The sequence below is a fragment of the Chryseobacterium sp. DZ-32 genome (genome assembly GCF_059587025.1).
Genome location: NZ_JCAIOM010000004.1, coordinates 171,532 through 188,864 on the forward strand (window position 1 = coordinate 171,532; position 17,333 = coordinate 188,864).

Genomic DNA, 17,333 nt, shown 5'->3' on the forward strand with positions numbered 1-17,333 from the left:
TTTTATATATGCTTTATCCTTTTCTAATCAATATCCATTTGACATTCCTGCCGCAGTAGGCCGGCATGATCTCTCCCTTTGATATATATATGATCGTGCTGAGCCTTCCCTGTGTTTCCCACTCGCCGCTGACGGTGCATTTTCGACCTGTTGCCAGGGTGATCTTCTGGTCTTCCATACTGAAACTTATCGTCTGCATTTAGTTTAGGCTACCACACTGAATCGATCGGTACTTTCCAATGTTGCTTGTCATCTTGCGGTTCATCATCATCACCTGTTTCCTTTGACGCGGAATCAATCTGCGCTTCCGGGCTTCTTTCGGATTCGGCTTTGTGTTGCTTGCTCTTGTATTGGATGCGTTGCACATTGTCCTCAGACATTTCAGTGTTAGTGGTTTCCCTGTCGCACGATACCATACCTAGTACCGGTGCCAGCATTAAAATTGAGATATACTTTTTCATTTTGGTTTGTAATTTTGATGGTTTTAAAAAAGTTATCCCGGCCGGGGTTTAGTAGAATTCTGACATCGAAATTAGATGTGTCGACACAGAAAAAAAAGCGAATGTGGTAACGAAATATACATTGTTACGGAATGATTGGTACATTGTTCCCTGTATTTTTTAGTTTATATTCCTGATAATCAGAAAGTAATATACTTTGACGGTAAGAGGTTTTGAAACAGCTGTTTAATTGTTGATTTTTGAGTAAATTTGGATATATATCATCGTTATGGACTGTAATAAAAGGATTTTACTGTTGATATTTAATCTGTTTTGGTGTTTTATTGACGGTCGTCAATTACAGGAACGATCGTATAAGGAAATTGCTGCTTTATTTAATGGCTATAAGGAAAATGACGAAAGAGCAATGATCTTTGTAAACCTCTATCTGAATAAAGCAAAGAGTGAAAATAATCTCAAGAAGCTGATCAGAGGTTACGAAGAGGCCATATACTACAGTGAAAAGCCTGAACGAAAATTATTATATGCCGATAGCGCGATCGTCTTCGCTGTAAAATATGGTGATCATGACAAGATCGCCAGGTCATATCTCGGGAAAGGAATTGTTTATTACTACAACTTCAGGCAGTACAAGCCCGCCCTTGATGAGTATCTCATTGCTTTTAAATATTCAAAGAATTCAAAGGACCTTTACCTCAAAAACAAGATCACGTATCACCTGGGGATGGTCAAAAGTTATCTGGGCTATTACAAGCAAGCCGTTGAGCATTTTATTGAAACCGCTAACTATTTTGAGAGATATGCAAAAGAAGATGAAAATACAACAGTGAAGATCAATAATGAAAGAGGATATTTTAACAGTATCTACAGGCTTAGCACCTGTTACAAGCATTTACATCTTTATCAGAAGGAGGATTCACTGATTAATATTGGACTGGCCGGGCTTCAAAAAAGAAGCGAATTTTTGCCCGAGTTGGGATTATTCAGAAAAGGTAAAGGTATTCAGCTCCTTCGGCAGGGCAGGCCTGCGGAAGCATTGGAAGAATTGACGGCTGCCAGGGATATTCTCAGCCGTGTCGAAGATCACGCCTCTTTGACGAACGTCTATTTTTACATAGGAAATTCATATCTACAAAAGAATGACAGGACTCATGCGATCAATTATTTTAAAAAAGTGGACTCACTGGTCAACAAATTTCGTTTTATTACACCAGAGATCAGATCCAATTACGAGATCCTGATCAATGATGCAAAAAGCAAAAAAGATAAAGACAGTCAATTGTACTATACCGGGCAGCTGCTGAAGGCGGATTCGATCATCAATGCTGATTTTGCAATGCTTTCTGCAAAACTTTACCGTGAGTACGATACCGATACCCTGGTGGAAGAGAAAAAGAAGCTTGAAAAAAAACATGACAAGGACCTGGCATTGATATATATTGCAGTGGGAACCGGGATGATCTCCATGTCTTATATCATTGTGAGGTCTCGGAAAAGGGAGAGGAGGCTCACACTTCAGTACCGGCACCTGCTCACCAGGTTGCAGGAGTCTGAAAGGCAGCAGCCCGCACAGGACCTTCCGTTGCATACAGATGAGAAAAGTCTTTACAGCGCTGAGATCATCAAAGACATACTGAACAAATTGAAGGAGTTCGAGAATCAGAAGCTGTTTCTTGAGCAGAATCTGACCGTACCGACGGTTGCTAAGATGATGGGGAGTAACCGCACCCATCTGTCTTACGTTCTTAATGTCCATATGGGTATTACGTTTCCAACTTATCTTAAACAGTTGCGGATCAACTATATCACCAAGCTTTTGCTGGAGGATGGCAAATATCTGAACTACAGCATCGACGCGTTGGCAGTTGAATGCGGCATGACGAACCGTCAAAAATTCTCTTCCCATTTCCTTGAGATCAACGGCATGAGACCGACTGATTTCATAAGAAAAAGGCAACAGGAACTAGGGGACAATTGATTTTATCTGTTTTTAACCCGATTTTTACGTGAACATTAAAGATAAACGTATGAACGGAAAGCATTTTAGAAAAAGGATAGACCAGATCTGGTCAGATCTCAACAAAGCTTTGGATCAGATCAACAGGAGCGACAACAGCATTATAGGCCGGGCAGAAGAAATATTGATGGAAACCGATTCGGCAATAAAGCAATTGAAAGAACTGCTTCGTCAATACGAGTTCGCCGACTGGAGCGAAGAGATCTGGTTCTTCAAGATGACCAAGCCAAAATTTATTGCGATCTATATCTATTATTCTAAAGTATTGTCTATTGAAGCTTCAAAGCCTTTTGCGGATCCTGAAGTTCTGAAGGAATACTATGAAAATGAGAGAGCCGGCCTCTTGCATTTTTATCATGAGTATAAGGAATTCATCAACTATTACCGTCGGAAATCAACCTATCTTGATAAGAAATACTTTGTACGATTCAAGTTTGACTTCAAGCTGAAGCTCAGCCCTGAACTATACAGCTATGATGAGGAATTTTCAACATCGCATGATCACCTTGTTTCGCAGATTATTGCCAATGATATGCTGGAGCAATTTCTCAGCAGCAAAATAAATTCCGGCGATTATCCGGGAAAAGATGTGGAAATTCCTAAGCAGATCGAATGGACAGCCCCTAAGGTGGCACTGACCGAACTGCTGTATGCGCTTCATCTCACCAAGTGTTTCAATGGCGGTCACTCCGACCTTGCAGAAATTTTCAGATGGGCAGAAAGCTCGGTGAATATTAATTTAGGGAATTATCATAAGACTCTTGCGGAGCTTCGTCTGCGGAAAACGGACAGGAGTAAATTTCTTTCTTTGCTGCAACAAAATTTTAATCAATATCTGGATGATCTTGATGAGTAATTGATCTTTTTCTTCATATTTTATAATTTTTTTTGTCCTAATGATGTTTTCAGGATGCATTATTTGTGTTTTTCAGTGAAATTGATGTAAAATTATTTGATTCCACAGTTATCATTATTGATCGAGTGTTTATTCATACGTTTTGCAATGATATTTTTCGGTAGTACCGAAGAACTACCGAAAACTACATTCTTTGATTTTGAAACTTTGCACTGTTACTATTTTATAACCGGACATTCAATATCAAAACTATGGAAAAGAAAACCATTGACCCCAAAACACCGATCTGGCAGCTGACCGTGGCTGAATTCCTTGAGGTATCGAAAAATCTGAGCTTTGAGAAGAAATATGAATACGGGCTGAAAGGCCTGGCAAAGATTCTGGGATGCTCGGTCTCGAAAGCATCGGAAGTGAAATCTTCAGGCATTCTTGACAAGGCGATCATCCAGAACGGCAATATCATCATAATTGATAAGGAAAAGGCTTTACAGCTTTTCGGAAAGAAATAACGATGTACTATATTGAGCTCATCGACAGGTTCTGGCTTTTCGTTGAAAAGACGAAACCCGGCACGGCTGCCATCTCATTGTATCTGTATTTACTTCAGGTTGCTAAACAAAAAGATGCGTATCAGTTTACGATCTCTGATATCGAATTGGCAAAAAGGCTGGGCCTAAACAGGGCTACTGTAAAAAGAACCAGGGAAAAGCTCAGCAAATTTGGCTTGATCGAATATTATCGCGAGCAAGGTGCCGCTGGAATTTGCAGGCTGATGGTCAATTACCCTTTAGAGCCAACAGGTTTTGACAAGGTTCAAAATGAACCTGCATCAAGTATTATCGATTTCTTTGGACGGACTGAGAACGTTTTACAAATTGTGGAAATTGATGAGAAGGATAATTTATCTGTAACCGTTGATGAAAATATACTTGTAGAACCTACCAGTCTTTTAATAGACGGCAGAGTGGTGCCGGGTCCGGAAGAGTTCTTAGACTATGCCCGAACGTTGGATGCTTATCATCTCGAACTCGATAATCTTATTATGGCAAAGTATTCAGGCTGGCTTAAAAATAAATGGAAAAGCGCTTCAGGAAGACCCATAATCAATTGGCAGTCATCCCTGAAGAATGTTTTGCCTTTTCTCACTTCCGAGCTTGTTCCAGATAAGCTGACCGTACACAATATACCTCAGATCAGACATCCGAAAGAGCAATAGTGAATTTTAGAATGTAGTAAGTGATTAAAAATAAAAAATTTATGATATTTCCTCAGAAGGACCGAAGACTTGTCAAAAAGGATTATACAGCAAGGACAGGGAAGGAGCCGGAAAGAATCAGGCTGGGAAATGGTTTTGTAGATGATTTTATATTTGAAGATCAGGAAGCGGCCGATATTCCGATCAATGCGCTTCGGGTCATCTTTAATATCATAGCTACTATCAGCAGCGAGCAGTTCAGGCCGGAAGACCGTCCACAGCAGTTGTGTTTGTTTGAGGAAGAGTTTGAAACTGAGAATAACATATTTACCTCGATGAAGATCAGAAACCTGAAGATCTCACCAAGTGGTTCCAGCAGGCAGGTGATCGATGCCTACGAGTTTCTGGCGAAATTCAGAATGGGATGGTATACGTCTTTGAACTCAAAAGGAAGGGAGATCAGGACTTTTGGAGGACTTATTTCTACACCGAGCTATGAAGACCGTGGTTATACCAGCTTTCTGATCAGCAGTTACTGGCTTAAAAAACTAATGGTCATTCCTGAATATAATTATGTGCTGTATAATCTGGTCTATAACATCAGGAACAACAAGCATATCATCTTTGCGATATGGTTGGCAAAAATACCGCAGACCGGGACAATCCTGAAGCTTTCCACATTGAACAGAAAGTTTGGGCTCAATTATAAGACGGCCAATGACCTGTGCTTTAAATTTCTGAAGCCTGCGAGATTACATCTTGACCGCTATAATAATTTGTCATTTCATTTCAAATATAAGGGTGATATGATCTCGATCATACCATATTTTATAGATGCTGTTCCGGGAAAAAAGATAAATGCAGATACTACTACCACTGATATTACCAGAAGACTGCGGTATTTCAGGAAGCGATATGGCTTACGGGAGGATGAAATGCAACAGTTTTCCTATCAGTATAGAAATATTCATCAGACTCGGGAACTCATCGAAAGAGCATTCAGGGAATTTATTAAGACAAACAGATTAAAGGGTAAACCATCCACTGAATTCCAGGGGAAGTTTTTTTTGATGGAAATTCAGGACAACATCATAAAGCTCTATCGTGAAATTAAAGTTGGGAAGCTGCTGCCGAATGGATATCCGGTTATTTTATGAATTCGGATTAGCACTCATCCGTATTTCGTAATAGCGCTCATTCCTGTTTCGGATTTGTACTCGCTGATGTTAATGATGTGTTAAAAGAACAAGGATCAGGAATCAGATATCTGAATTGGACTCGTTCCGGAAAGTCTGGTAAGCTTGCTTTTGTTAATTATATTTCAAGATTGTGGATAAGATTCTAATCTGAAGAATTGATTGTAATTGAAAACGGATTTGCGCTCATTTCAGGAAAGCTGATTTTTCGGATTTCAACTCATTTTAATTTCGGAAATGAACTGATCTCTATGTCGGAATTAGACTCATTCCGAAAATCATCCAAACGGTTTCCAAGACTGCAGCACACCAAATAGCTAAAAGTAGAGTGAAAAGGATGGAAAAGTTATTTTTTGTTTAAAAGGGTTTGGTTAATAGAAATGTGCTTTAAAAAAGAAAAAAAATGAATTGCAAACAGATCAAGAAAACTTTCAGCATCCGTGCTGTTTTGGAGTCATTCGGACTTTTTCCTGCCAAAGAAAATCGCAGAACCGCTTTTTACTTTGCGCTGGACAGGGAAGAAAAAATTCCGAGTCTCTGCGTGGATTTTATCAAGAACGCGGCTTTTGATTTCGGAACAGGGAAGAGTTACGATGTAATTTCCATTGTCCAGCAAATTAAGAAATGTTCCGTTTCGGAAGCATTAAGATATCTTTCAACGTTGGAAACTCATTCTTATCCTGAACGTCTAAGCGAAGAAATAATCTCAGAAAATCAACAGCGAATCTTAAAAATAAATGAGATCAGGCATCCTGCGTTGATTCAATATCTGGAATTACGAAAAGTTGCTGACCAGAAGAAACGGGTATGGGAAGTACATTATGAGCTGGAAGGCAGGAAATATTTCGGGATCGGATTTAAAAATGATTCCGATGGTTTTGAAATAAGGAACAGGTATGCTAAAGTCTGTTTGGGAGCAAAAGACATTACGTTTATTCAAATCGGAAAAGACCGAACCTCAGACATTGCAGTATTTGAAGGATTCTTTGATTATCTGACGTTCATGAATCTTGAAAGTCAGTCAGAACCAGCATGCGATTGTTTGGTTTTAAATTCTACAGCCATGCTTTTTAAAGCTGAAAAATTATTAATGAATTACCAGAAGATGTTACTTTTTCTTGATAATGATAAAAACGGAAAATCTGTCGCAGTAAAAATTAAAAACGAATATCATGATGTGGAAGACTGTTCTTTAATGTATCATAATTTTAAAGATCTGAATGAATGGTTTGTGGCAGAGGGCAGTCTTAAAAAATAGTTTTCAATGCAGGTTGCGGTTTCCGTAACCAGAAGAAATATTACTACCGTATTTTTATATACTCAATATTTATAATTATTTGATGGAAACTATTAAATTGATCAAGCCCGGACCATAACCTAAGAAGGAAGATGGCACACCAGACCGAAGTCCTAATGTAAATCCTCCCAATCAACCGAAGCATCCGGACTTAATACCGCACAAGCATAAGCCCACAGATTCTAAATGATCATACTACAGTTTGATTATCAAATCCCAGCAAATACGCCGGAATTTTTTTTTATATTGTTCCTTGAGACATTATATTTCTGCTGACCACGTAATTTTTAATAATAATCTTTGGCTGATGTATTTTATTATCGTAATATTGCGATTATATTATTAGCATTATGGGACTAACCAAAACAGAGATTTTTTCAGACGAGCACAATAGACTTTCGGCTTTATTTAAAGTTCTGGCACATCCTGCGAGAATCGCTATCCTGCAACATATCGTTGATCAAAAAGCATGTATCTGTAATGATCTTGTAGATGAACTTGGATTAGCACAGGCAACAATTTCTCAGCATCTGAAGGAATTAAAAAGTATCGGAATTATAAAGGGGACGATAGAGGGAAAATCAGTTTGCTACTGTATCGACGAGAAAAAATGGAACGAAATGCAAAGTTTATTCAATCAGTTTTTTGAGCAGGATGTAAAGGTTGGAGACTGTTGTTAACCTTTTTTTTGTCATTTCAATATCGTTATATTGCAATATATAATTATTAAATCGTATAATAATGAAACTTTCAGAAATTAAACAGCTTTTGCTGTTATTGGAAAATGTTGAATTTCAATTAGAAGACGGGACTTTTGTACCGGAGCATTTCCATGTCACCGAGATCGGGCAGATCAGTAAAAAATTTATTGATTGTGGTGGAGTGGTTCGCGAGGAATCAGTAGTGAATTTCCAACTGTGGAATGCAGACGACTATGAGCATCGGTTAAAACCCGGCAAATTGCTGAGTATTATCAAGCTTTCTGAGGAGATGTTAGGCATAGAGAATAACGTGGTTGAAGTAGAATATCAAAGTAGCACTATCGGTAGGTATGATCTGGATTTCAATGGGAAAACTTTCGTACTGAAGAGTAAAACTACTGCCTGTCTGGCACAGGATGCGTGTGGAATTCCTTCGGAAAAGGAAAAGAGAAATATATCTGTGGTTCCGAAAAATAGTGGTAGTTCTTGCACATCAGGTGGCGGATGTTGCTAAAAAATTCTTTAAAAATGAAGATCACTTGACTCAGTTAAAACTAAGCTGGTTTATCGGGTCCTCAATTTTGTAAAAACTTTAATCGCATTGCAATAAATTCAGAATAATGAAAAAAAACATTCGTACTATAATAGAATCGCTATCACTGGAATCTGTTACAGAGGAGAGAAAAACTATTCTTCGGACATTGGCGGAGTACATTCAAAGTAAATCGATCGCTGACCATCCTGTTCGACTAAATTTTATCTGTACCCATAACAGCAGGAGAAGTCATCTGTCCCAGGTCTGGGCACAGACGATGGCTTACCATTTTAATATTAAAAATGTATTCTGCTATTCCGGCGGAACAGAAGCAACTGCCATGTTTCCCAAGATAGCTGAAACATTAAAAGAGCAGGGATTTCAGATCCAGATGCTGACTGAACATCCAAATCCTGTCTATGCAGTTAAGTATGCGGACAATGAAGCTCCTATCATTTGCTTTTCGAAGGAATACAGCAATGGATTTAATCCGAAAAATGAATTTGGTGCAATCATGACCTGTGACAACGCCGATGAAGGATGTCCTCTAGTAATAGGGGCGGAAGCTAGATTTCCTATCAGGTATGATGACCCAAAAGCTTCGGACAGCACACCGGAACAAACCAAAGTTTACGCAGAAAGAAGCCTTCAGATCGCTACAGAAATGTTTTATATTTTCTCACAGGTAAAAAAGTAATATGGAAATAATATCAATACGCAAGGACCATTTTTCCGAAATAGCTGAAATATACAGACAGGGTCTTGAAACAGGTAATGCCACATTTGAAACCACTGTTCCGACCTGGGAAGATTGGGACAGAGCTAAGCTAAAGCATAGCCGATTGGCAGCCGTAATCAATGATGAAGTTGTTGGATGGGCCGCACTTTCGTCCGTGAGTGACCGTTGCGTCTATGGCGGTGTGGCAGAGGTAAGCATCTATATTTCCAATGATCATCAAGGCAAAGGAATCGGAAAAGACTTAATGCTAAAACTGATAGAAGATAGTGAACGTAATGGCATATGGACGCTGCAAAGCGGAATGTTTCCTGAAAATGAAGCAACGGTAGGCCTTCATAAAAGCGCAGGTTTCAGGATCATCGGTCACCGTGAAAAGATAGGGAATTTGAGAAGTAAATGGCGGGATACCATTTTGATGGAAAGAAGAAGTGAAACCGTAGGAACTAATTAAACAGTATGCAACCAAAACTAAAATTTCTCGACAGATACCTGACGTTATGGATATTTCTTGCAATGGCGTTCGGTGTAGGCATAGGATATATATTTCCGGAAATAACAAATATCACCAATTCACTTTCTGTGGGAACTACCAATATTCCATTGGCAATTGGATTGATCTTAATGATGTACCCTCCGCTTGCAAAGGTTGATTATTCATTGTTGCCACTCGCTTTGAAGGATAAAAGAATAATCGGCATTTCACTCATATTGAATTGGATCATCGGTCCGATATTGATGTTTGTGCTTGCTATCATTTTCTTGAGAAACGAACCGGACTATATGATAGGATTGATACTTATCGGATTGGCAAGATGTATTGCAATGGTCATCGTATGGAACGATCTTGCCAAAGGAAACAGAGAATATGCTGCTCTTTTGGTGGCGTTAAACAGTATTTTCCAGATATTCACGTACAGTTTTTTTGTCTGGTTATTTATTAATGTTTTACCTGGAAAATTAGGATTGGCAAATTTCAATGTCAGTGTATCAATGAAAGATGTTACGGAGAGTGTTCTCATTTATTTAGGAATCCCATTTCTGGCCGGTTTTTCAAGCCGATATTTTTTAATTAGATCAAAAGGTCTGGAATGGTACAACAGAAAATTTGTTCCGGCAATATCTCCGATCACCTTATATGCTTTACTATTTACCATTGTTTTGATGTTCAGCCTTAAGGGTGAAAAAATAGTAGAACTGCCACTGGATGTCATCAGAGTTGCGATACCACTTGTGGTCTATTTCGTACTGATGTTCTTTGTCAGTTTCTTTATCAATAGATCGATGAAAGTACCGTATGACAAAAATGCATCCATCGCATTTACAGCTACCGGCAACAATTTCGAGCTTGCGATTGCCGTTTCCATTGCTGTTTTTGGAATCAATTCGGCACAGGCTTTCGTGGGTGTTATTGGCCCTTTGGTAGAAGTTCCGGTTCTGATATTATTGGTGCGGGCAAGCCTCTGGCTGAAGAAAAAATACTATCCATATAAATAGAAGTTGTCGGAAGAGAAAAAGCAGGCTTGCAAGAAGCCTGCTTTTTTCGTACGTTTGCAAACAATATGACATTATTCAGAACTACATCTTCTCAAGTTACACCGCCTTAATTTAGCAGGCTTCTAATTCATATTATTATCCGAAATTCTTTTTGGATATTCTTTCGTACACCTTTAAAATAAACTTTAAATCATTTGATCCCATAATTTTCTCTGGGATAACACATAGATTATATATTATGCAGACTACTCTTTTAAATTTAAAATCATTCCGAAACGTCAATATCAAAAATGAGGTCTTAGCAGGATTAACCGTTGCTATGACGATGATTCCCGAATCTTTATCATTTGCCATCCTGGCCGGGTTATCTCCTTTGACGGGTTTATATGCCGCTTTTTTAATGGGAATCGTTACTGCGTTTCTTGGCGGCAGACCGGGAATGGTTTCCGGTGGTGCCGGAGCTACTGTAGTTGTCTTGATTGCGTTAGCCGCCTCTCATGGGGTCGAGTATCTTTTTGCGGCCGTTGTTTTGGCGGGAATTATCCAATTTTTGGTAGGGGTATTAAAACTCGGCAAATTTGTAAGGCTGATACCACAACCTGTGATGTACGGATTCCTAAATGGCCTGGCAGTGATCATTTTTATGGCACAGGTGGCTCAGTTTAAAGTGGTCGAAAACGGAGTAAGTTCATGGATGGAAGGTTCTGCGTTGGCAATAATGGCAGGTTTGACCGTCCTGACCATAGCTATCGTTTTTGTTTTTCCAAAGATCACCAAGGCGGTTCCGGCCTCATTGGTGGCGATTATTGTTGTTTTTGCCCTGGTCTATTTTTTAGATATAGATACAAAAAAGGTGGTTGATATAGCATCAGTAAGCGGATCTTTACCGTCTTTTCACATTCCCAACATTCCATTTAACATAGAAACTTTGGAAATAATACTTCCTTACGCAGCGATTATGGCAGGTGTAGGACTCATTGAATCACTGCTTACTTTAAATATGGTAGACGAAATTACCAATACCAAAGGACACTCTAATAAGGAAGCTTGCGCACAGGGAATTGCAAATATCACCAATGGCTTTTTTGGAGGTATGGGCGGATGTGCAATGGTAGCACAGACTTTGGTCAATATCGATGCCGGGGCAAGAACAAGGATCTCGGCAATTATCGGAGCTGTGACGATCCTGGTTATCATTCTGGTAGGCGGACCGGTTATTGAACAGATCCCAATGGCTGCTTTGGTCGGTGTAATGATGATGGTGGCAATCGGGACATTTGAATGGATATCGTTCAGAATTGTAACAAAAATGCCCAAATCCGATATCCTGGTAGGTATTTTAGTAGCTATCATTACGATCCTTCTGCATAATCTTGCACTGGCTGTTTTGATCGGAGTTGTTATTTCGGCACTTGTATTTGCCTGGGAAAGTGCTAAACGTATCCGAGCAAGAAAATATGTGGACGATAAGGGTGTGAAACATTACGAGATCTTCGGACCTCTCTTCTTTGGTTCAACTGCAGTTTTTCTTGAAAAATTTGATGTGGTCAACGATCCCGATGAAGTAGTGATAGATTTCAAGGAAAGTAAGGTAGCGGACATGTCCGCCATAGAAGCTTTGAATAAAATTACAGAAAAATATCATGCTCAAGGTAAAAAATTGCATCTTCAACATTTAAGCAGGGATTGCAGACAATTGCTTAAAAATGCAGAAAGTGTAATTGACGTCAATATTATTGAAGATCCTACCTACAATGTAATGACTAATAAATAAAATAAAATTCATTGTTAATAATTTAGCTCATCTTTCTTCTAGGCAGCCCTATCTCATGTTCCTGGGGATAAGGCTTTCTGGAAGTCATACTGACATCTTCCCGGATATTATTGTATGCATCATATGCTTTGTCTTTATCCAAAGTGTATCGAGGATCCGGAATGAATGGCATCTTTGCCATTTTTAATATGGTAATGGTGGGGAAGTGAAAATCTACCTCCACGGTTCCTAACAATAAGTAGCATCCACCTCCCTGAAAAGGATATTGTTGTAAATTGTCCGGGAAGTGGGCCGTGTCAAAATACTCTCCTTCCGCATCGATCCACGTTCCAAAAAACATGGTGCCTCTCTTGGTGGGAACGTGTTTCCTGGAGATCAGATAGGCCAGCATCTTGACCTGTCTTTTGTGGTATTTCGTCAGATCTTTGGCCATCACGCTGCCCCTGTATTTCGTTTGTAATAAGTCGAATGGACTTACCGAAACCGGAAATCCTAAAATTTCAATTTCATCAAATGCATCTTCCAAGTGATGTCTTTGTACTTTTGGTAGGGCATATTCTTTTTGCGGTTCTTCAAACAACGTCACGTCTTTAAAGATCGGCCTGTTTCCTGCTAAAAGAAATCTGGCTTCGATCAGCAATTCGTGCTTTTGCTTACCGGTAAACCGGAATGCGCCTATGAATATCAAAGTTTGTAAGGTCTCGATACCAATGGGGATTCTCTTGACAAAGTTTTCCAATGATGTGTAATAACCATTGTTTTTTCTTTCTTCAGGAATTAAAACTGCAATTTTGCTTTCAAGCTTTTCAATATGCATCAGCCCTAAATAAACATCAGTTGCGTAAACCGTGGTCTGGTATTCACTTAGGTTGACACAGGGGTTTAATATACTTGCACCTGACATTTTCGCTTCGTGGACATATACCTCTGTTCTGTAGAAGCCGCCGCCATTATTGATCGCTGAAACCATAAACTCAATAGGATAGTACACTTTCAGATAAAGGCTTTGGTAGCTTTCTACGGCATAGGATGCAGAGTGGGCCTTGCAGAATGAATAGCCGGCAAAGGATTCTATCTGCCGATAGACCTCTTTGGAGAGCTGCTCAGGGTGGCCCAGCATTTTGCAGGATTCAAAGAAGTGGTCTTTGACTTTTTGCAGCGCAGAGAGCGAACGCCCTTTACCGCTCATCGCACGACGTAAGACATCTCCGTCGGCAGGGGACAGGCCTCCGAAATGAAGAGCTATTTTTATAACATCTTCCTGGTAAACCATAATGCCGTAAGTCTCTCCCAGTTCTTTTTCAAAAACAGGATGGAAATATTCAAATTGATCAGGGTTATTGTGTCGGAAGATGTACTCCTTCATCATTCCACTTTGTGCTACACCCGGACGTATGATTGATGACGCCGCCACCAATACTTTATAATTGTTGCATTTCAATCTTCTGAGCAGCCCGCGCATGGCCGGGCTTTCAATATAGAAACAGCCTATCGTTTTTCCACGGCTCAGAAATTCATTGCATTTCTCTTCGTCCTTTGACAAGCTGACGTCACGTATGTCGACCTTGATGCCTCGTTTTTCTTCAATTAAGCTTACGGTATCTTTGATGGTTCCCAGACCCCTTTGAGAAAGAATGTCGAATTTTTCAAGACCAATTTCCTCGGCCACGTGCATATCGAACTGGACGATCGGAAATCCTTTCGGAGGCATTTCCAATGCTGAATAATTGGTGATGGGTTCTTCGGAAATTAGAATCCCGCAGCTATGCATACTTCTCTGGTTGGGAAACTTTTCCAATAATTTCCCGTATTTGTGGACCAATCTGGATATGGAATTGATGTCGTGCTGCTCTACGGATTTGGTAGCCAGTTCATCAAGCTCTTCTTTGGGAAGACCGAATGCTTTACCCACTTCGCGGAAAATAGATCTGTATTTGAACTCAACGTTCGTTCCGCAAAATGCCACGTGGTCTTTTCCGTATTTATCAAAAATGTATTGTAAGATCGCATCCCTGTTCTGCCAGCTCCAGTCAATGTCGAAATCCGGCGGTGTCTTACGGTTTAAATTAAGGAATCGTTCAAAATAGAGGTCAAGCTCTAGCGGACAGATGTCCGTTATGCCAAGGCAGTAGGCCACAATGCTATTGGCGCCACTTCCGCGACCGACGTGCATAAACCCCATCCGGTTGCTGTACTGGATAATGTCCCAGGTGATGAGAAAGTAAGCACAGAAGTTCAGTTGGTCAATGACACTAAGCTCCTTATCCATCCGGGCTTTAGCCTTTCCGTCATCATCAGAATATCTTTTGGTGAACCCATTGAAGGCGAGTTCTTTCAAAAGCTTTATGTCGCTGTCTTTACTTTCTGTAAAATTCTTTTTGTTTTTTGGAGTTTTATAATCGAAATCAAATTGACATTGTTCCAGCAAATGTTTGGTGTTTTCAATGATTTGAGGATAATGTTGGTATTTTCTTAACAGCGCATCGGTTGGAATCAGTTTTTCATTTTGTCCACATATGTCATTTTCATCAAGCTTTGTGACCAGCGTATTCCGGTCGATGGCGCGCAGGATCTTATGTAGCGTATATTCTGTCTTTGTCGTAAAGGTCACAGGTTGTAAAATGACCATTCTGGGCAGATACTTTTTCAAAATCGGATTGATCAAAAGATTGATCTCTTCAGGGCGTATCCCGATGAATTCGTTTCTGTTCAGCTTATCCGGATAATTGCTTAGTGGATAAATGACAAACGCATTTGACAGATTAGGATGATGAAGTGGGAGATCGATTCCTTCGCAATTGTGTTTTGTCAAAAGCCTGTTGATCTCTCCGATGCCTGATTGATTTTTTGCCAGGCAGATGTAATGCTGCCTGTTATCGTTTCTGATATCTACTCCGATTAAAGGTTTGATATTGTTCTTCTCACATAACCTATGAAAATCATAGATGCCGGAAATGCAATTGATATCGGTTAGGGCAGCTACTCCGATCTCGAGTTCTACGCAATTCTGAACCAATTCTTTAACAGAGATGGTGCCGTATCGCAGGCTATGATATGAATGACAATTGATAAACATTGGAATTTATTGGTTTAAAAATCCTGAAGCTCTTCCTACGCTGTCTGAACCGAATCTCATTTTAATTTTATCCAACGTCTGATAAAGACTGATAAGTTCTTCCGTATCTTCAAACAGGTTCATCTGGTGACAGCCGTGTACCAGGCCGGTGAACTTGACACCGATAAGTCGGATCCGCATCCTTCTGGAATACACTTTATCGAATAATTCTAATGCATACCTGAGCAATGTATGATCGGACGATGTGTAGGGGATCCTGTATTGCTTGATCTCCGTATCAAAGTTGGAGTAACGGATCTTTATCACCACAGTAGAGGTCAGCCACTTCTCCTGACGGAGCTGGAAACATAACTGTTCAACCATTCCTGATAATATGCTCTTTATTCCGTTGATATCGATGGTATCCTGGGAGAAAGTATTTTCTTTTGAAATGGATTTCCTTTCCGAGTAGGGTAGAACAGGTGACTCATCGATGCCGTTGGCTTTCTTCCAGAGTTCCTCTCCATTTTTTCCGATCAGCTGATGCAAAACTTCAACCGGTGTTTCCGATAGGGTTTCAATGGTTCTAACGCCTAATCTGGATAGTAGCTGAAAAGTGACATTTCCAACCATCGGAATCTTCTTTATGGAAAGCGGATTCAGAAAGGGTTTGATATTCTGTTCCGGAATTTCAAGTTTCCCTATAGGCTTAGATTCCCCGGTCCCGATCTTTGAAACGGTCTTATTGGTGGATAATGCAAAGCTAATAGGTAGTCCTGTGTTTTTTTTAACAGCCTCTGCAATTTCGGTAGTCCATTGATAACAGCCAAAGAACTTGTCCATACCGGAAAGGTCAAGGTAGAACTCATCGATACTTGCCTTTTCCAATACAGGAACCTTTTCCTGGATAACCTCTGTCACCATATGTGACATATTGGAATACATCTCCATATCACCTTTAATAACTTTTGCTTCAGGACAAAGCCGAAGCGCCATCTTGATCGGCATGGCGCTTCGTACCCCAAAATATCTGGTCTCATAAGAGCATGATGCGACAACGCCCCTGTCGCCACCGCCGATTATAAGCGGCTTTCCAACAAGGTCAGCGTTCTTCAGTCTCTCACAGGAGACGAAGAATGTGTCCAGGTCCATATGGGCAATTGCGCGATTCATACCGCAAAATTATTACGTTTTGGATCAAAAATGCTTATATTTGTTGCTATAAATTATAGCAATGTCAATTTTATCAGAAAACATGCGGTATCTGAGAGGGAAGCTGAATCTCTCACAACAGAAGGTTGCGGACCATCTTTCGATCACCCGCGGCAGATATGCGAAATATGAGGATGGTGCAACGGAGCCACCCCTTGAGATCCTGCTTAAAATATCAAAATATTACAATGTCAGCATCGACTTACTACTGAGCATTAATATCAGCAAATATTCCATTGATGAGCTTGTGGAACTTCCCGATAACAGGATTGTTTTACCAATTAAAGTAGATCATGAAGGCAACGATCAGATCGAGATCATCCCCCAAAAAGCTTCCATGGGATATCTGAACGGCTATAGTGATCCGGAGTATATAGAAGGTTTGGATACTATATCATTACCATTCTTAAAGGGAGGAAAGTTCAGGGCATTTCCGGCTGACGGAGATTCAATGCCACCGTATAAGAACGGAACCTATATTGTAGGCAAGTATGTCGAAAATCTTTCAGATCTGAAAACGGACAGAACCTACGTTTTCATCACTATTAATGATGGAATCAGTTATAAAAGATTCCAGTTTCATGGAGCAGACGGTATCTGGGTTAAGGCTGACAATAGCTTTTATGAGCCTTATAAGATTCCTCTTGCTGAGATCAGAGAGATCTGGGAATTTGCCTGTAGTATCAGTACAAAAGAATATGCGCCTGATGAGTTTTCGGAACGTAATATTCAAAGCTTCATTGCAGAGATCAAAACTGATATAAAACAGATCAAAGAAAAAATCGGAGATAAGAATTGAGC

General features: G+C 39.9%; 17 protein-coding genes. 13 read left to right on the plus strand and 4 right to left on the minus strand.

The window, feature by feature from the left end; all coding sequences use genetic code 11:
* Positions 1 to 13 precede the first annotated feature (13 nt).
* Positions 14 to 178: a hypothetical protein gene (locus AC59HC_RS05955; protein ID WP_496558204.1), complete on the minus strand. Its 165-nt coding sequence runs from the start codon at positions 176 to 178 to the stop codon at positions 14 to 16.
* A gap of 31 nt (positions 179 to 209) precedes the next feature.
* Positions 210 to 461: a hypothetical protein gene (locus AC59HC_RS05960; protein WP_496558205.1), complete on the minus strand. Its 252-nt coding sequence runs from the start codon at positions 459 to 461 to the stop codon at positions 210 to 212.
* Between the two features lie 268 nt (positions 462 to 729).
* Here AC59HC_RS05960 and AC59HC_RS05965 point away from each other — a divergent pair, with 268 nt between their 5' ends.
* The 12 genes from AC59HC_RS05965 (at position 730) to AC59HC_RS06020 (ending at position 12,265) form a co-directional block, all read left to right on the plus strand.
* The gene (locus tag AC59HC_RS05965) at positions 730 to 2,439 is read left to right on the plus strand and encodes a helix-turn-helix domain-containing protein (protein ID WP_496558206.1); all 1,710 of its coding nucleotides are present in this window, start codon (positions 730 to 732) and stop codon (positions 2,437 to 2,439) included.
* 49 nt (positions 2,440 to 2,488) lie between these two features.
* Positions 2,489 to 3,334 (plus strand): RteC domain-containing protein, encoded by an 846-nt coding sequence (locus tag AC59HC_RS05970; protein WP_496558207.1) that lies wholly within the window; start codon positions 2,489 to 2,491, stop codon positions 3,332 to 3,334.
* A 251-nt stretch (positions 3,335 to 3,585) separates the two neighbouring features.
* Positions 3,586 to 3,843 (plus strand): DUF3853 family protein, encoded by a 258-nt coding sequence (locus tag AC59HC_RS05975; protein WP_346985976.1) that lies wholly within the window; start codon positions 3,586 to 3,588, stop codon positions 3,841 to 3,843.
* A gap of 2 nt (positions 3,844 to 3,845) precedes the next feature.
* On the plus strand, positions 3,846 to 4,550 hold the full coding sequence (locus tag AC59HC_RS05980; protein ID WP_496558208.1) for a hypothetical protein: 705 nt from the start codon (positions 3,846 to 3,848) through the stop codon (positions 4,548 to 4,550).
* A gap of 41 nt (positions 4,551 to 4,591) precedes the next feature.
* Positions 4,592 to 5,686 carry a hypothetical protein gene (locus tag AC59HC_RS05985; RefSeq protein WP_496558209.1) on the plus strand — a complete coding sequence of 365 codons (1,095 nt, stop codon included), beginning with the start codon at positions 4,592 to 4,594 and terminating at the stop codon, positions 5,684 to 5,686.
* Between the two features lie 442 nt (positions 5,687 to 6,128).
* Complete coding sequence (locus tag AC59HC_RS05990) at positions 6,129 to 6,983, plus strand: DUF8464 domain-containing protein (protein ID WP_496558210.1); 855 nt, start codon at positions 6,129 to 6,131, stop codon at positions 6,981 to 6,983.
* 389 nt (positions 6,984 to 7,372) lie between these two features.
* Positions 7,373 to 7,702 (plus strand): ArsR/SmtB family transcription factor, encoded by a 330-nt coding sequence (locus tag AC59HC_RS05995; RefSeq protein ID WP_496558211.1) that lies wholly within the window; start codon positions 7,373 to 7,375, stop codon positions 7,700 to 7,702.
* A gap of 61 nt (positions 7,703 to 7,763) precedes the next feature.
* A complete protein-coding gene (locus tag AC59HC_RS06000; protein WP_496558212.1) occupies positions 7,764 to 8,237 on the plus strand; it encodes a DUF6428 family protein in 474 nt (157 codons plus the stop codon).
* A gap of 106 nt (positions 8,238 to 8,343) precedes the next feature.
* Positions 8,344 to 8,955, plus strand: a complete 612-nt coding sequence (locus AC59HC_RS06005; RefSeq protein WP_496558213.1) for an arsenate-mycothiol transferase ArsC — start codon at positions 8,344 to 8,346, stop codon at positions 8,953 to 8,955.
* A 1-nt stretch (position 8,956) separates the two neighbouring features.
* Positions 8,957 to 9,448 (plus strand): GNAT family N-acetyltransferase, encoded by a 492-nt coding sequence (locus AC59HC_RS06010; RefSeq protein WP_496558214.1) that lies wholly within the window; start codon positions 8,957 to 8,959, stop codon positions 9,446 to 9,448.
* A gap of 5 nt (positions 9,449 to 9,453) precedes the next feature.
* A complete protein-coding gene (arsB, locus tag AC59HC_RS06015; RefSeq protein ID WP_496558215.1) occupies positions 9,454 to 10,491 on the plus strand; it encodes an ACR3 family arsenite efflux transporter in 1,038 nt (345 codons plus the stop codon).
* A gap of 238 nt (positions 10,492 to 10,729) precedes the next feature.
* Entirely contained in the window at positions 10,730 to 12,265 is a 1,536-nt protein-coding gene (locus tag AC59HC_RS06020; protein WP_496558216.1) for a SulP family inorganic anion transporter, read from the plus strand.
* Between the two features lie 22 nt (positions 12,266 to 12,287).
* On the opposite strand, the gene AC59HC_RS06025 is transcribed toward AC59HC_RS06020, so the two are convergent.
* Together AC59HC_RS06025 and dinB are read right to left on the minus strand one after the other, a co-directional pair.
* Positions 12,288 to 15,341: a DNA polymerase III subunit alpha gene (locus tag AC59HC_RS06025; protein ID WP_496558217.1), complete on the minus strand. Its 3,054-nt coding sequence runs from the start codon at positions 15,339 to 15,341 to the stop codon at positions 12,288 to 12,290.
* Positions 15,342 to 15,347: 6 nt separating this feature from the next.
* Positions 15,348 to 16,493, minus strand: a complete 1,146-nt coding sequence (gene dinB, locus AC59HC_RS06030) for a DNA polymerase IV (RefSeq protein ID WP_496558218.1) — start codon at positions 16,491 to 16,493, stop codon at positions 15,348 to 15,350.
* A gap of 61 nt (positions 16,494 to 16,554) precedes the next feature.
* On the opposite strand from dinB, the gene AC59HC_RS06035 reads away from it, so the two are divergent.
* Positions 16,555 to 17,331 (plus strand): XRE family transcriptional regulator, encoded by a 777-nt coding sequence (locus AC59HC_RS06035; protein WP_496558219.1) that lies wholly within the window; start codon positions 16,555 to 16,557, stop codon positions 17,329 to 17,331.
* The last annotated feature ends 2 nt before the right edge of the window (positions 17,332 to 17,333 follow it).

What these genes read in the sequence shown, in the direction of transcription:
- AC59HC_RS05975 (WP_346985976.1), top strand. Translation starts at nt 3,586, where the DNA reads ATGGAAAAGAAAACCATTGACCCCAAAACACCGATCTGGCAGCTGACC.
- AC59HC_RS06025 (WP_496558217.1), bottom strand. Translation starts at nt 15,341, where the DNA reads ATGTTTATCAATTGTCATTCATATCATAGCCTGCGATACGGCACCATC.
- AC59HC_RS06000 (WP_496558212.1), top strand. Translation starts at nt 7,764, where the DNA reads ATGAAACTTTCAGAAATTAAACAGCTTTTGCTGTTATTGGAAAATGTT.
- AC59HC_RS06020 (WP_496558216.1), top strand. Translation starts at nt 10,730, where the DNA reads ATGCAGACTACTCTTTTAAATTTAAAATCATTCCGAAACGTCAATATC.
- AC59HC_RS05965 (WP_496558206.1), top strand. Translation starts at nt 730, where the DNA reads ATGGACTGTAATAAAAGGATTTTACTGTTGATATTTAATCTGTTTTGG.
- arsB (WP_496558215.1), top strand. Translation starts at nt 9,454, where the DNA reads ATGCAACCAAAACTAAAATTTCTCGACAGATACCTGACGTTATGGATA.
- AC59HC_RS05990 (WP_496558210.1), top strand. Translation starts at nt 6,129, where the DNA reads ATGAATTGCAAACAGATCAAGAAAACTTTCAGCATCCGTGCTGTTTTG.
- AC59HC_RS06035 (WP_496558219.1), top strand. Translation starts at nt 16,555, where the DNA reads ATGTCAATTTTATCAGAAAACATGCGGTATCTGAGAGGGAAGCTGAAT.
- AC59HC_RS06010 (WP_496558214.1), top strand. Translation starts at nt 8,957, where the DNA reads ATGGAAATAATATCAATACGCAAGGACCATTTTTCCGAAATAGCTGAA.
- dinB (WP_496558218.1), bottom strand. Translation starts at nt 16,493, where the DNA reads ATGAATCGCGCAATTGCCCATATGGACCTGGACACATTCTTCGTCTCC.
- AC59HC_RS05970 (WP_496558207.1), top strand. Translation starts at nt 2,489, where the DNA reads ATGAACGGAAAGCATTTTAGAAAAAGGATAGACCAGATCTGGTCAGAT.
- AC59HC_RS05995 (WP_496558211.1), top strand. Translation starts at nt 7,373, where the DNA reads ATGGGACTAACCAAAACAGAGATTTTTTCAGACGAGCACAATAGACTT.
- AC59HC_RS06005 (WP_496558213.1), top strand. Translation starts at nt 8,344, where the DNA reads ATGAAAAAAAACATTCGTACTATAATAGAATCGCTATCACTGGAATCT.
- AC59HC_RS05985 (WP_496558209.1), top strand. Translation starts at nt 4,592, where the DNA reads ATGATATTTCCTCAGAAGGACCGAAGACTTGTCAAAAAGGATTATACA.
- AC59HC_RS05955 (WP_496558204.1), bottom strand. Translation starts at nt 178, where the DNA reads ATGGAAGACCAGAAGATCACCCTGGCAACAGGTCGAAAATGCACCGTC.
- AC59HC_RS05960 (WP_496558205.1), bottom strand. Translation starts at nt 461, where the DNA reads ATGAAAAAGTATATCTCAATTTTAATGCTGGCACCGGTACTAGGTATG.
- AC59HC_RS05980 (WP_496558208.1), top strand. Translation starts at nt 3,846, where the DNA reads ATGTACTATATTGAGCTCATCGACAGGTTCTGGCTTTTCGTTGAAAAG.